This is a genomic window from Deltaproteobacteria bacterium, from assembly GCA_016709225.1.
GTDB classification, from domain to species: domain Bacteria; phylum Myxococcota_A; class Polyangia; order Nannocystales; family Nannocystaceae; genus Xiheibacterium; species Xiheibacterium phototrophicum.
In genome coordinates this window covers 1,507,727-1,520,588 of the sequence record JADJEE010000002.1, presented here as the reverse complement: position 1 = coordinate 1,520,588, position 12,862 = coordinate 1,507,727, and the positions used below count along the sequence as shown (strand labels likewise).

The window sequence follows — 12,862 nt, the reverse complement described above, 5'->3', positions numbered from 1 at the left end:
TGCCGTGGTGACGACGGGCGCGCGCCCGCCTGTGCTCGACCCGGTGTCGTCGAGGGCGCCCGTGCTCGCAACCGCAGTGGTCGAGCTGCTCGATCCAGAGCTGGTGGAATCCGTGGCTGCGCTCCGTGCCGAGTCGGTCGCGGTCGTGGCCGCCGTGGTCGTGGTGTCATCGGCACTGCCACCTGCGCGTCCGGGAGGGTGATCCGCACAGGCCACCAGCGGGACTGTGAGGATGGGCGCGCAACGCATCATGGCTCGATGGTACCGCGTGGTGCTGCGGGTGCTGCGGATCGTCGCCGGCCCCCCCACTACGCGATCCGATCGAACCCGAACAACCGCCCGAGCGGATGCTCGCGACCCTCGATGCGCGCACGCAGGAGGCCGCCGCCGAGCATGCTGTAGGTGATGCCGTTGCCGCCGTAGGCCATCGCGAAGTGCACGCGCGGGCCGTGCTCGGCGTGGGGGCCGAAGAAGGGCAGGCCGTCTTCGGTCTCTGCGAAGGTGCCTGCCCACGCGAAGCAGGGGCGCACCGCGATGTCGGGCAGCAGACGCTGGGCCTTCTTGTTCAAGCTCCGCGCCTTGGTCTCGACCCGGCGATCGCGGCGCGCCGGAAGATCGATCGCGTCGTCGTCACCGCCGACGAGCAGGCGGCCGTCGCCGGTGCTTCGCAGGTAGAGATAGGGGCGCGCAGACTCCCACACCATCGTGCTCGCGAACGGGCCGAGGGTGTCGGCGTCGATCGGGTCGGTGATGAATGCGTAGCTGCTGCGGGTGCGGGCGACTCGCTGCCCGAGCACCCGCTGGCCGGCGTAGCCCGCCGCGAGCACGACATGGCCCGCATGCACGCACGCGCCCCGCGGGGTGTGCAGGGTGACGCCGCGCTCGGTCGCCTCGAAGCGATCCATCGTGGTGCGGTCGAAGACGTGGCCGCCGCGCCGGGCGAGGCGGGTCAACAGGCGACAGGCCATCCGGTACGGATCGACGCGCGCGGCGACCGTGCTGAGGATCGCGCAGGGCGCAGCGATGCTGAATCGCTCGCGTACCGCCGCGGCCTCGAGGAACTCGACCGGCAAGCCGTGGGCCCGGCGCATCGCGAACTCCTCGCGCAGGTCCTTCGCGTGCCCGCGCTTGCTGGCGTAGTACAGGCTGTCGGTGGTCGCGAAGTCGACGTCGCCGAGCTCGGTCGCGACGGCCTGGAGCTGGGGGATCGCGTCGAGGCACGCACGATACGCGAGCACCGCGTCGGCCTCGCCGTAGCGCTGCGCGAGCGCGGTCATGTGGGTGTCGATCTCGTACTGCAGGAGTGCGGTGCTGGCCGCGGAGCTGCCCCAGCCGACGTCGCGCTGCTCGAGCACGACCACCGCGTGTCCGTGCTGCGAGAACTCGTCGGCGATGAGCGCCCCCGTGATGCCGCCGCCAACGATCGCAACGTCGCAGCGTACGTCGTCCGTCAGCGGCGGAAACGCGGTCATCAGGCCGTTCTTGATCGCCCAGAAGGGGTACCCGCTCTTGAGATCCATCGGATGCTGGCCGCCGCGGTGCAAGAACGGAGCCCGACACCGCGCGTGGCCAAGCCTAGCGAGGGCACCCTGCTCGATGCACGCCGCCGCGAGCCCACGCGCCCGGCGGGCGCCGCCGCGCGTGGTCGACCGGCCGCGGGTTGCGATGCGGCTGGTAGCATCGCCGCATGTCGATGCCGATCTACCTCGATCACAACGCGACCACGCCGGTGCATCCTGCGGTGCGCGAGGCGATGTTGCCGTGGCTGGGCGGGCAGTTCGGCAATCCCTCGTCGAGTCATGCGTACGGCCGTGAGGCCGCAGCCGCGCTGGCGCAGGCGCGCGAGGCGGTCGCGCAGCTGGTCGGTGCGTCGCAGGACGAGGTCGTGTTCGTCAGCGGTGGCACCGAGGCCGACAACCTCGCGATCCTCGGCGCGGTGCTGCCCCGCGACCGCATCGTGATGTCGGCGGTCGAGCACCCCGCGGTCGAGGCGGCGGTGCTCGCCCGCGGCGTCGAGGTCGAGCGGTTGCAGGTCGATCGCAACGCGCGGGTCGAGCTCGTCGCAGCGCGAGGCCGGCTGCAGCGGCCCGCCGGCATGCTGACGGTGATGCTCGCGCAGAACGAGACCGGCACGCTGCAGCCGGTCGCGGAGCTGTCCGCGCTGGCGCGCGCCGCAGCGCCCGACGTGGTGGTGCACTGCGATGCCGCGCAGGCGGTCGGCAAGGTCCCGGTCGACATGCGGGCGCTCGGGGTCGACCTGCTCACGATCGTCGGCCACAAGTTCTACGCGCCGGTCGGCATCGGTGCGCTGGTGGTGCGCCGCGGCGTCGCGCTCCACCCGATCTCCCACGGCGGCGGGCAGCAGCGCGGGCTGCGATCGGGCACCGAGCCGGTCGCGCTCGCGGTCGCACTCGGGGCCGCGTGCTCGCTGGCGGCCGCCGACCTCGTGCGCGAGTCGGCGCGGCAGCTCGAGCTGCGCGAGCTGCTGTGGCAGCGACTTCGGCAGGGCGCGCCGACGCTGGTGCGCTCCGGTGCCGACGTGCCGACGTTGCCGAACACGCTGCACGTGCGCGTGCCCGACCGCAGCGGCGCGGCGATCCTCGCGGCCGCCCCAGAGGTCGCTGCATCGACCGGCTCGGCGTGTCACGCGGTGCTCGACCACGGACCCGGCGACATGGTCGCCGTGGGTGGCGTGCTCGGTGCGATGGGCGTGGACCCACGGGAGGCGGCCGGCGCCCTGCGGCTGTCACTCGGTCGCAGCACCACGCGCGACGACATCGAGCGCGCCGCACAGGCACTCCTGCGCGGCATGTAGCGCGCCGCGGTTTGTGGCACGATGGCGTGGGTCCGCATGCCGAAGTCCGCGGTCACGATCGAGCGACGCTACGACGCACCCGCCGAGCTCGTGTGGGCGTTGCTGACCGACACCAATCGCTTCGATCGCGCGCTCGGCCTCGGCTTCGCCTCGTATCGCTGGGAGACCATCGACGGCCGGCGTGTGCACGTGGCCCGCGCGCGCCAGAACGGCGTCGAGATGGAGTGGATCGAGCCGCCGTATGAGTGGATCGAGGGCCGCATGCTCGAGGGCGCGCGGCAGTTCCTCGCTGGGCCCGCGAAGACCGGCGGCATGCGCATGGAGGTCGAGCCCGACGGCGACGGTGCCCGTGCACGCGTGACGGTCTCGGGTAGCTCGACGCAGTGGTACATGCGGCTGCTCAATCCGCTGGTGCGCGCGCACCTGGCAGGACGGACGCGCGCCTACCTCGAGGCCATCGCCGAGCTGCTGCGTGGCCCTGCGCTCGCGCGCGTGACGGCCGAAACGCCCGGCGTGAGACCGCCCGCCGAGCGCGTCGCGGCGCTGCTCGACGACGGATCGAAGCCGGCGCTGAGCGGCGGGCACACCCCGGTCGATCACGCCGAGCTCGAGCGCCGGGCCGAGCGCCTGCGTAGCTACGAGCTCCCGGGTGCCGCGAGCGAGCGCCTGATCGCGTGGCTGCGCGAGCGCCCCGACGAGGATGTCGCGCAGATGCAGCCGTTCGCACGCGCGCGCGGCTGGGGTCTCGATCGCCGCGAGGTGCTGCGGACCTTCTTACACGCCACGCGGGCGGGGCTCGTCGACCTGAACTGGCAGATCAACTGCCCGGTGTGTCGAGTCTCGGCGGCGGTCGAGGACTCGCTCGAGAAGCTCGGTCGGCAGGTGCACTGCGAGGCCTGCAACATCCGCTACGACGTCGACTTCGGCCGCAGCGTCGAGGCGGTGTTCCGCTGCAACGCGGCGGTGCGACCGGTGACGCCGGGGGTGTTCTGCGCGGCCAGCCCGGCGCTGCGCCCCCACGTCATCGCGCAGCTGCGGGTCGAGCCGGGCGCGGTGCGGGATGCGGTGCTGCCGCTCGCCGACGGGCACCTGCTGCTGCGGACGCTGGGCGCACAGCGACCCGCCGTGCTCGAGGCCGCGGTCGCGCCGGCATCGCTTTCGGTGGTGCTGCGTCCCGGCGAGGTCGAGTGCACCGCGACGGGGGCGTCGAGCGACGGCACCACCGCGCTGCGCGTCACGTCGGCGCTCGACGAGCCCGCGTACGTCTCGATCGAGCGCGGCGCCTGGTCCTGCGACGCCGTGCTCGGCAGCGTGATCGCGACGCTGCCCGAGTTCGTCGAGCTGTTCGCCACCGAGGCCCCCGCGGCGGGGCTCGAGCTCAGCGTCGGGCGGCTCGTGTTGCTGTTCAGCGACCTCACCGGTTCCACGGCGCTGTACGAGCGGGTCGGCGACGCCCGTGCGTTCGCGATCGTGCAGGCCCACTTCCGCTCGATGGAGCGCTGCGCAACTGCCCACGACGGCACCGTGGTCAAGACCATGGGCGACGCCGTGATGGTCTCGTTCTCGCGGATCGAGGATGCCGTCGCCGCCGGCATCGCGATGGTCGCGGCCACCAACGACGAGCACGGCGGTGAGGGCATCAGCGTGAAGATTGGCATCCACGAAGGACCGTGCCTCGCGGTGCGCGCCAACGATCGCTTGGACTTCTTCGGCACCACGGTCAATGTCGCGGCGCGCCTGCAGGCGCAGGCGGGTCCGTCGGAGCTGGTGCTCGCGCGCGAGACGGCGGCGCATTCCGCCTCCGCGCAGCTACTGCGCAGCTTCGGCGTGCGTCGGTTCCGTGCGTCGTTGAAAGGCATCGCAGCGGAGCAGGAGCTGCTGGGGTTCGATCTGCGTGCCCCGGTGGCGGCGGCGATGGAACGTGCGAGCGGTGACGAGACCTGATAGGCTCGTGGACGTCGCTCGCATGCCTCCGCTCGACGAAACCCGTTTGCAACGCGTGCTCGGGCGCTTCCCATGGAAGCGTCGCAAGCCGCGGGGCGGTGCGCTCGGTGTGCCGCCGGTCTCGCTGCGCACCCGTGACGGCGAGCAGCTGTGGGCCGACCCGCTCGAGCTGGCCGAGTTCTCGGACCCCGGGCCGGCGCTGCTGTGCGTGGCGCTCTCGGGTGATCAGACCTCGCGTGCGCTGGTTCGCAGCCTGGTCGAGCACCACGCACGTAGCCGCGGCGTCGACCTGCCCGAGTTCGTGCCCGAGATCACCCGCGCCGGCGTGATCGTGCTCGACGAGTTGTTCGGCCAGAGCGGTCTCGACCCCGCCGCCGAGATCGGTTCGCACGGCCTGCGCGAGCTGGTCACCGCGACCTGGGCGATCGCGGCCGCCGAAGACCGCCACGCGGCGTAGCGCCGCGCGTCGCGGCGCTGCACCACCGGCTGCCGGCGTCCTGCGTCAGCCCTGCGCGGGCGCCAACAGGCTCGGCAGGTACTCCGCTGGCGCCTGCAGGCCCATCAGCTCCAGGCAGGTCGCGGCGATCCAGCCGAGGTTGGCCGCGTCTGCAGCGGCATCGCGACGGACCTCGATTGGCTCGCCCGCGCCGACGATGACGAACGGCACCGGGTTGAGGCTGTGGCTGGTGCGGACCTGCTCGCGGCCCTTGGCGTCGAGATCGATCATCTGGTCGGCGTTGCCGTGGTCGGCGGTGACGACGACCACGCCCCCCAGCTTCTGCACGCATGCGATCACGCGAGCGAGGCACAGGTCGACCACCTCGACCGCCATGCGCGCGGCGTCCAAGACCCCGGTGTGGCCGACCATGTCGCCGTTGGCGTAGTTGACCCGCACGAAGTCGTAGTGGCGGCGCTGCAGCGCGGCGACCAACGCGTCGGTGACCTCGGCGGCCTTCATCCACGGCCGCTGCTCGAACGGCAGCGTGTCGGAGGGGATCTCGATGTAGTCCTCCGTCGCGCCGTCGAACTTGCCGGAGCGATTGCCGTTCCAGAAGTAGGTCACGTGGCCGTACTTCTGCGTCTCGGCGATCGCCAGCTGCGACTTGCCGACTGCCGCCAGCAACTCGCCCATGGTGTCGTCGATCGCCGGCGGTGCGACGAGGTAGCGCCGTGGCACCTGCTCGTCGCCGTCGTACTGCATCATGCCGCAGTAGAAGACCCGCGGTCGTCGTCCGCGATCGAAGGCCGTGAAGTCGTCGCGCTCGAAGGCCTTGCTGATCTCGATGGCTCGATCGCCGCGGAAGTTGAAGAACACCACCGCGGCGCCGTCGTCGATGGTGCCGACAGGCCCGTCGCCCTCGTCGATCACGAAGGCCTCGAGGTTCTGGTCGTCGACGCCGAGCTCCGCGTACATGGCCTCGATCGCGCTGCTGGTCGAGGCGAAGCGTCGGCCGTGGCCGTGGACGTGGCAGGCCCAGCCCCGCGCGACCATCGACCAGTCGGCCTCGTAGCGATCCATGGTGACGCGCATGCGCCCGCCGCCGCTGGCGATGCGGGCGTCGCAGCCGCGCGCGCGCAGCTCGGCAAGCGCCTGCTCGAGGGTTGCGACGTAGCCGAGCGCGCTGCGGGCGGGCACGTCGCGGCCGTCGAGCAGCGCGTGCACCCGCAGGCGCGTCACGCCGGCATCGGCGGCCCGGCGCAGCATCGCCAGCAAGTGAGCGATGTGGCTGTGGACGTTGCCGTCGGACAGCAACCCCATGAAGTGCAGCGCCGCGCCGCTGTCGCGCACATGGGCGACGGCGTCGCGCCAGCACTGGCCCTCGAACATCGCGCCGCTGTCGATCGCGGCCGCGACGAGCTTGGCGCCCTGATCGAAGATGCGGCCGGCCCCGATCGCGTTGTGCCCGACCTCCGAGTTGCCCATGTCGGCGTCCGAGGGCATGCCGACCGCGCGCCCGTGGGCGAGCAGGGTGCGGTAGCTCGGCAGCGACCGGAGTCGCGCCAGCGTCGGTGTGTGAGCGTTCGCGACGGCGTCGCCGCGGTCACCCCGGCCGACGCCGACGCCGTCCATCACGACGCACACGACCGGGCCTGGGGGTGCGACGCGCGTGGGGTGGGGCTGCAGCCGGATCGTCATGGGGCAGGGAACATCTAGAACATGAAGTGATAGCCCACCACGATCTCCAGCATGAGATCGAAGGGGTTGGTGTCGGGCGGCGCGTCGGGCAGATCGGGGCTCGGGCGAGCGACCACCTGCTTGCGCGAGAAGTACTTGTGGATCGTCGCGCCGATCGTGATCGAGGAGTTGTTGCGGATCGGCACCCCGATGTGACCGCCGCCGCGGATCATCGCGGTGGTGTCGCTGACGTCTTCTTCGTCGATGATGAACGGGCCGAACGGGCGCACCAGGGTCGATACGCCGAGACCCACGGCGACGCCGACCTCGGCGAAGATCGGGCCCATCACCAGCTGGAACGACGGGCCCAGCGCAAAGTCGGTGTGGCCGAGCGCCGAGAAGCGCCGCGCGCTGCTGCCCGACGGGGTCGGCACCGAGTTGCGCTGCAAGAACCGCGTGTGACCCAGCTGCACCTCGCCACCGAGTCGCAGCGGCCCCAGGTGCAGCGCGTGCACGCGGAACTGCAAGCCGGCCCCGAAGCCGACCGGCTGGATGACCTCGGCCCCGCCGGCGAACAACACGCCCAACCGTGGCGCCGCCATCACGCTGAACACCGGGCCGCGTGCGCGCAGGATGGCGTCGTTGCCCCGCCGCGCGAGGCTCCGCTGCGATCGCGTCGCTCGGCTCGGCGCCGGCGATGCGGCCTCGGTGGCCGGCGCCAGCGCGAGCGCCAGCGCGAGCGTGCCTGCGAGCGCCATGGACACGCGACGGACCATAGCAGGCCCCTCGTCGACCGTCGTGCGGGGTTTTGCGATGCTTGCCGCCGATGACGTCACGCGTGCGCGACCCCAGACCTTCGCTCGAGGACTCGCCCTGCGGCGGCACCGCCTTCGTGCCGGCCTGCGCGCTCAGTCGGCGGCGCTTCGTGGGGGCCTCGGCGGGCGTGCTGCTGGTCGGCTGCGGCGCCTCGGGGATGAAGCCGAAGTCGGTGCCGGCCGCCAAGGACGGCGTGGTCGAGATCGACGTCGGCAAGATTCCCGAGCTCGCCACGCCGGGCGGGATGATCGCCGCGCAGCCGCAGGGCAGTCGCAAGCCGCTCATCGTCATGCGCCTCGAGGGCGAGCGCTTTCGTGTGTTGTCGTCGCGGTGTCCGCACCTGGGCTGCACCGTGCGCTGGGACAACGAGGCGCAGCAGCTGCGCTGCCCCTGCCACAACTCGCGCTTCGGCGACGACGGCAAGGTGTTGAAGGGGCCCGCGAAGGAGCCGCTGCGCGAGTATCCCAACCAGTTCGCGGGTACGCACCTGCAGATCGCAGTGCGTGACGATCGATGAGCATCGCGGGTCGTCACAGCATGATCGAGCTCTACGGCTGCCCGCGGGCGCTGCTCGATGACCTGCCGCGGGTGCGCGCTGCGATGCTCGAGGCCGTCACGGTCTCCCGCGGGCAGCTCGTCGGCGAGTGCAGCCATCGTTTCTCGCCGCACGGCGTCACGATGGTGGGCTTGCTGGCCGAGTCGCACATCAGCATCCACACCTGGCCGGAGCATGGCTACGCCGCGGCCGATGTCTTCACCTGCGGCGAGCACGGTGAACCGGAGCTGGCGTGTCGCCGACTCGCGCAGCTGCTGGCGGCCGAGCGCTTCGAGCTCCGCACCGTCGACCGCGGCCGGCCCGGTGGCCTCGAGCAGCCGCTCTCGAGCCCGGCTTGACGCCGCCGCGCCCACGGCCTATTGCGTGGCCGGCATGAGCGGTGACGGCACGCGGGTGCGCGTCGAGGTGCGGCGCGACGCCGGTCGCATCGGGCCGGCGACAGGCCCGTGGTTGCGGCGCAATCAGATCTCGCGCTTCCTCGGCGTGCCCGACCCGCACGCGCTCGCGCAGGTGGTCGATCGCCACGGCGCGACGCTGGGCTGGGGCCTGGTGTCGGCGGTCTCGCAGATCACGGTGCGCATGATCTCGTTCGAGACCGACGAGCCGGCGCACGACTGGCTCGAGCAGCGGCTCACGACCGCCTTCGCTGCGCGCGTGCGGGCCGACCTCGACGGCCAGGGCACCAGCGGCTATCGACTGGTGAATAGCGAAGGCGACGGGTTGCCTGGCCTGGTGATCGATCGCTACCGCGAGGCGCTGGTCGTGCAGCTCGGCACCGCTCCGATGGCCGCACGCGAGGCCGACGTGATGGCGTGGCTCGGCCAGCACTGGTCGGGCCCGGTGCACGTGGTGGTGTCGGAGTCGAGCGCCAAGCTCGAGGGCATGACTGCGGGGGTCCGGCCCGAGCCCGGCGGCGTGCTCGGCTTCGACGAGTGCGGGCTCGCGTTCGAGGTGCCGGCTCCGCCGGCGCAGAAGACCGGCGCGTACTTCGACCAGCGGGACAACCGACGCGAGGTCGCTGCGCTCGCGGCCCGCGATGGTCGGCCCCTGCTCGACGTCGGCTGCCACGTCGGCGGCTTCGCGCTGCACGCCCGCAGGGCCGGGGTCGAGGTGGTCGCGCTCGATCGATCGCGCAGTGCTCTGCAGCACGCGCGGGAGAACGCGGCGCGCAACGACCTGCGGGACATCACGTTCGTCGAGGCCGACATGTTCGAGCCCCTGCGCGACGAACGGCTCGCGGGACCGTTCGGCACCATCGTGTTCGATCCACCCAAGCTCGCGGCGCGTCGCAGCGATGTCGATCAGGCACTCGGGGCCGCCACACGCGTGATCGAGCAGCTGGTGCGACGGCTGGCGCCGGCAGGTCACCTGGTGGTGTGCAGCTGCAGCCACCACCTCGCGCGCGAGCACCTCGATCGTGCGGTACTCGCCGCCGGCGACGGCTGGACCCGCGTCGCCGCGTGGGGGGCCGGCCTCGATCATCCGGTCGCGCCGTGCCACCGCGAGGGTGAGTACCTGCGCGTGAACGTCTACCGCCGCACGTGAGGCGAGCGCTCGCCGACGAGCCAGCTCAGGCGGTCGCGGCCGCGAAGTGCTCCTCGCGGATCGAGATGCGATAGACGCTGTTCTCGGTCTCGACGTAGAGCACGTTCGACTCGGAGGTCGCCAACACGCGTCGCACTGCGGTGGTCACCATGCGGCGCCCGTTGGGGTCGCGGAAGATGACCATGCCGCGACCGACGACCGGCTCCGACAGCAGGTAGCCCTCGTAGATCCGACCGACCGTCGAGGTCAGGCCCGACTGGTCCCGCGACGTCCGAATCTTCGTGGCGACGACCGAGAGCACCCTGATGCCTAGCTTATCCCCGGCGCTGCAGCTGCGCCACAATGGACGCGCCGCCCGCCCCGCCGCTCGCAGGGGTCGGCAATTGGCGGTGGCACGATCGAGCGACGGGCCGCGGTTCGTCGAACCACTGTCACGGCGCCGCGTTTGCATCGGCGGGGCCGGCCGTCGCGCGTTGCTACGGAAACCTCAGGGCTTGCGCGCGGAAGGGCCCTCGAACTCGGCGACCTCGGCGTCCGGCACCCAACCCTCGATGCCCCCCGTCATCCGCACCAAGGCCCACCCTGGGGTGCGATCCACGATGCGCACTTCACTGCCGCCTTGGATCGCGAACTCGACGGCGCGGTGATTGCCTGGGCCCTCGCGAGCCTCGGCGCGGTTGGAGAGCACCACCGCCGGCGGTGTCGTGCGATCTGCGCGAAGCGAGAGGATGTGCAGCGTGGCGAGCACGAGCCACAGGCTTCCCGTGGTCCAGACGAGGGCGCGGCGGAGCCCCGCGGTGCGGGCGGATGCGCCCAGACGGCCACGCACGAACACCGCCAGCGCCGCGAAACCGCTCAGCATCGAGAGCCAGGCGACGCCGGGGCCACGCAGGGTCTCGACCACGAGATCCCACCAGGTCTCGGGCGCATCGATGATCGCGTTGGTGGTCGCCGCGGCGAGCTCCGCACGTCGACGTACCACCGCGAGATTGCTGCGCGCCGCCTCGGCGATCTCGGTGGTCGGGTTGCCCCGGAAGTCGAGCGCTTGGCGTAGATGGAAGGTCGCGCGCCCGAGCTCGCCGGCGTTCGCGTAGGCCGTGCCCAGGTCGTACGACAGCAGACTGCTCGGCTGGCCCAGCAGCGCCCGCGCCTCTTCGTAGTGGCGGGCGGCCGCTGGCCAATTGGCCGCCTTCGCCTCGCTGTTGCCCGCCAAGAACGCATCGTCGACGGCGTCGGCGTGAACCGATCCCGGGGTCGACGCCACTGCAAGGAAGAGCGCGCCGAGGCCGGCGCGGACGAGGCGTGCACTCATGCGGGACCCCGCGCCAGCGATGAGCGCTCGGTGAGGGCAATCGCGTCGTCGAGCAGCGCGCGTCGGTCGTCGACGGTGCCCAGCTGCGCGGCGAAGCGGGCCGCATCGCAGCGCTCGAGCAAGTGTTCGAGCGTGCGGAGATCTGCCGCGGCGACGCCGCGCCGCGACAACAGCCGCACGAGCTCGGGGCGTGGCAGACCCGTGGCCTCCGCGCCGGCGTGGGAGACCGCGAGGTCGTGGGCGATCGCAGCGATCGCGGCGTGGAATCCCGCACCGCTGTCGAGGGCCGCCGTCGCGGTGTCGATGCGCTCGCGCTGCAGCCGCCGACTCGCACTGCGGCGACGCGCGTCCTCGTCGGGACCCCAGCGACGCCACGCGGCCGTGCCGCCCCACACGGCGATCGCCACGCTCGGCACCGCGGCGGTGGCCCACGCCCAGCGAGCCGTCGTCAGCACGCGGGTCGGCGAGGCCTCGCGCGGCAACGCGTCGGCCACGATGATCGGGGCGAAGCTCTCGGTCGTCGGCTCGCCGGTGACGACCGGTGCATCGGGCTCGGGCACGCTCGGCGCCGCGTTGCCCTCGACCTCGACGACCAGCGCCTCGCTGCTGGCCACGTCGTAGCGACCTTCGAGCGGATCGAAGTAGTCGAGTCGCACCGGTGGGAGCTCGAGCTTGCCGCCCTGCTCGGGAATCACGAGGAACGCGTAGGTCCGGCGCCCGCGCACCCGATCGACCGCCTGCATCTGCGAGTCGACCTTGGGGTCGTAGCGCCGCGCGCCTTGCAGCTGCGGCCACTCGCCCGGATCGACCAGCGCGACGTTGCCCTCGCCGGCGATCTCCACCGTCCATGTGAAGGGCTGGCCGGCCTGCACCTTGGTGCGGTCGACCTTTGCGGTCACGGTGAAGCGCCCGACGTTGTTGGGGGAGAACTTTGCCGGCTGGCCCGCCGCCGGCAGCGGCTTGACCTCGATCGAGACGGCGGCGCCGCGATCACGACGACGACGACCGATGGTGATCTCGGGGGCACCGATCACCAGCGTGCCGGCCTTCTGCGGGAACAGGGCCCGTCGCATGCCCGGTCGCACGCGGTACGGCACGCCCGCGACCTCTTCGACCGCGCCGTCGCCCTCGGGCAGATCGTAGCTGTAGAAGTCGGCGAAGTTGGGCGGTGTACGCAGGGCCACGCTCGACAGCAGCGAGCGCTCGTAGACGTCGAGCCGATACTCGATCTGCTCGCCGATCCACGCCTGCGTCTTGTCGGTCGCAGCCCACACGAACACGTCGCCGCGGGCGCGGTCGGGCTTGCCGGTGCTCGGTCGCGCGGCCTCGAGCGAGGCCTCCGGGGTGCCCTCGACCACGATCTCCACGATGTTGGAGCGCACCGCATCGCCGGCGTCGTCGACGTCGAACGACAGCTTGTAGGTGCCGGGCTTGAGCGCGATCGCGGTGATCGACATCGAGCTGTGCATGGTGCGGCTGTTGCGGCCGCCGCCGATGCGGATCTCGAACCCGCTGCCCGAGGAGTACTGCGAGACCACCTCGAAGCCATCGGCCAGACCGCTCGGTAGCTCCGGATCGGGCACCGCCCCGCTCCCTTCGCGGCGGACCTCGAGCGACAGCTCGACCTCCTCACCCACGCGCAGGGTGGTCGTGCTCGCGGTCAGCTCGGCGACGACGCCGGCCGCACGGGCGCGCGCCGGCAGGGCGAAGGTCAGCGCCATCGCACCGAGCACGAAGCTGCGACGATTGCGATCCATG

The 12,862-nt window shown here is 72.0% G+C and carries 13 protein-coding genes; 7 read left to right on the top strand and 6 right to left on the bottom strand.

Going from position 1 to position 12,862, the window contains the following annotated elements; translation table 11 throughout:
* Nucleotides 1-61: 61 nt before the first annotated feature.
* Nucleotides 62-202 (top strand): hypothetical protein, encoded by a 141-nt coding sequence (locus tag IPH07_20555; GenBank protein MBK6919799.1) that lies wholly within the window; start codon nucleotides 62-64, stop codon nucleotides 200-202.
* Nucleotides 203-308: 106 nt separating this feature from the next.
* On the opposite strand, the gene IPH07_20550 is transcribed toward IPH07_20555, so the two are convergent.
* Entirely contained in the window at nucleotides 309-1,520 is a 1,212-nt protein-coding gene (locus IPH07_20550; GenBank protein ID MBK6919798.1) for an FAD-binding oxidoreductase, read from the bottom strand.
* Between the two features lie 167 nt (nucleotides 1,521-1,687).
* Between IPH07_20550 and IPH07_20545 the strand changes: the two genes are divergently transcribed.
* From IPH07_20545 to IPH07_20535, 3 genes are read left to right on the top strand one after another with little or no spacing between them, the layout of a single operon-like run.
* Nucleotides 1,688-2,815 carry a cysteine desulfurase gene (locus tag IPH07_20545; protein ID MBK6919797.1) on the top strand — a complete coding sequence of 376 codons (1,128 nt, stop codon included), beginning with the start codon at nucleotides 1,688-1,690 and terminating at the stop codon, nucleotides 2,813-2,815.
* Nucleotides 2,816-2,851: 36 nt separating this feature from the next.
* Nucleotides 2,852-4,759, top strand: coding sequence for an SRPBCC family protein (locus tag IPH07_20540; GenBank protein MBK6919796.1), 1,908 nt, complete (start codon nucleotides 2,852-2,854; stop codon nucleotides 4,757-4,759).
* Between the two features lie 46 nt (nucleotides 4,760-4,805).
* The gene (locus IPH07_20535; protein MBK6919795.1) at nucleotides 4,806-5,216 is read left to right on the top strand and encodes a hypothetical protein; all 411 of its coding nucleotides are present in this window, start codon (nucleotides 4,806-4,808) and stop codon (nucleotides 5,214-5,216) included.
* A 45-nt stretch (nucleotides 5,217-5,261) separates the two neighbouring features.
* Here the strand turns inward: IPH07_20535 and IPH07_20530 are convergent, their stop codons facing one another.
* Together IPH07_20530 and IPH07_20525 are read right to left on the bottom strand one after the other, a co-directional pair.
* A complete protein-coding gene (locus IPH07_20530; protein ID MBK6919794.1) occupies nucleotides 5,262-6,896 on the bottom strand; it encodes a 2,3-bisphosphoglycerate-independent phosphoglycerate mutase in 1,635 nt (544 codons plus the stop codon).
* 14 nt (nucleotides 6,897-6,910) lie between these two features.
* Nucleotides 6,911-7,639, bottom strand: coding sequence for a hypothetical protein (locus tag IPH07_20525; GenBank protein ID MBK6919793.1), 729 nt, complete (start codon nucleotides 7,637-7,639; stop codon nucleotides 6,911-6,913).
* Between the two features lie 62 nt (nucleotides 7,640-7,701).
* Between IPH07_20525 and IPH07_20520 the strand changes: the two genes are divergently transcribed.
* Genes IPH07_20520 through IPH07_20510 form a run of 3 tightly spaced genes read left to right on the top strand, consistent with a single transcriptional unit; the run spans nucleotide 7,702 to nucleotide 9,792 of the window.
* Nucleotides 7,702-8,208 (top strand): Rieske (2Fe-2S) protein, encoded by a 507-nt coding sequence (locus IPH07_20520; GenBank protein MBK6919792.1) that lies wholly within the window; start codon nucleotides 7,702-7,704, stop codon nucleotides 8,206-8,208.
* The gene (gene speD / locus IPH07_20515; GenBank protein MBK6919791.1) at nucleotides 8,205-8,585 is read left to right on the top strand and encodes an adenosylmethionine decarboxylase; all 381 of its coding nucleotides are present in this window, start codon (nucleotides 8,205-8,207) and stop codon (nucleotides 8,583-8,585) included. The genes IPH07_20520 and speD overlap by 4 nt, the downstream gene beginning before the upstream one ends.
* 34 nt (nucleotides 8,586-8,619) lie before the next feature.
* Nucleotides 8,620-9,792 (top strand): class I SAM-dependent rRNA methyltransferase, encoded by a 1,173-nt coding sequence (locus IPH07_20510; protein MBK6919790.1) that lies wholly within the window; start codon nucleotides 8,620-8,622, stop codon nucleotides 9,790-9,792.
* A gap of 25 nt (nucleotides 9,793-9,817) precedes the next feature.
* On the opposite strand, the gene IPH07_20505 is transcribed toward IPH07_20510, so the two are convergent.
* The 3 genes from IPH07_20505 to IPH07_20495 all read right to left on the bottom strand — a co-directional run bounded on the left by IPH07_20505 (nucleotide 9,818) and on the right by IPH07_20495 (nucleotide 12,861).
* Complete coding sequence (locus tag IPH07_20505) at nucleotides 9,818-10,093, bottom strand: hypothetical protein (GenBank protein ID MBK6919789.1); 276 nt, start codon at nucleotides 10,091-10,093, stop codon at nucleotides 9,818-9,820.
* Nucleotides 10,094-10,279: 186 nt separating this feature from the next.
* Nucleotides 10,280-11,104 carry a hypothetical protein gene (locus IPH07_20500; GenBank protein ID MBK6919788.1) on the bottom strand — a complete coding sequence of 275 codons (825 nt, stop codon included), beginning with the start codon at nucleotides 11,102-11,104 and terminating at the stop codon, nucleotides 10,280-10,282.
* Nucleotides 11,101-12,861: a protein BatD gene (locus IPH07_20495; GenBank protein MBK6919787.1), complete on the bottom strand. Its 1,761-nt coding sequence runs from the start codon at nucleotides 12,859-12,861 to the stop codon at nucleotides 11,101-11,103. Before IPH07_20495 ends, IPH07_20500 begins: the two co-directional genes overlap by 4 nt.
* Nucleotide 12,862 lies beyond the last annotated feature (1 nt).

Excerpts from the sequence above, each read along its gene's own strand:
- IPH07_20550 (MBK6919798.1), bottom strand. The coding sequence starts at position 1,520 with ATGGATCTCAAGAGCGGGTACCCCTTCTGGGCGATCAAGAACGGCCTG.
- IPH07_20545 (MBK6919797.1), top strand. The coding sequence starts at position 1,688 with ATGTCGATGCCGATCTACCTCGATCACAACGCGACCACGCCGGTGCAT.
- IPH07_20540 (MBK6919796.1), top strand. The coding sequence starts at position 2,852 with ATGCCGAAGTCCGCGGTCACGATCGAGCGACGCTACGACGCACCCGCC.
- IPH07_20530 (MBK6919794.1), bottom strand. The coding sequence starts at position 6,896 with ATGACGATCCGGCTGCAGCCCCACCCCACGCGCGTCGCACCCCCAGGC.
- IPH07_20520 (MBK6919792.1), top strand. The coding sequence starts at position 7,702 with ATGACGTCACGCGTGCGCGACCCCAGACCTTCGCTCGAGGACTCGCCC.
- speD (MBK6919791.1), top strand. The coding sequence starts at position 8,205 with ATGAGCATCGCGGGTCGTCACAGCATGATCGAGCTCTACGGCTGCCCG.
- IPH07_20510 (MBK6919790.1), top strand. The coding sequence starts at position 8,620 with ATGAGCGGTGACGGCACGCGGGTGCGCGTCGAGGTGCGGCGCGACGCC.
- IPH07_20500 (MBK6919788.1), bottom strand. The coding sequence starts at position 11,104 with ATGAGTGCACGCCTCGTCCGCGCCGGCCTCGGCGCGCTCTTCCTTGCA.
- IPH07_20495 (MBK6919787.1), bottom strand. The coding sequence starts at position 12,861 with ATGGATCGCAATCGTCGCAGCTTCGTGCTCGGTGCGATGGCGCTGACC.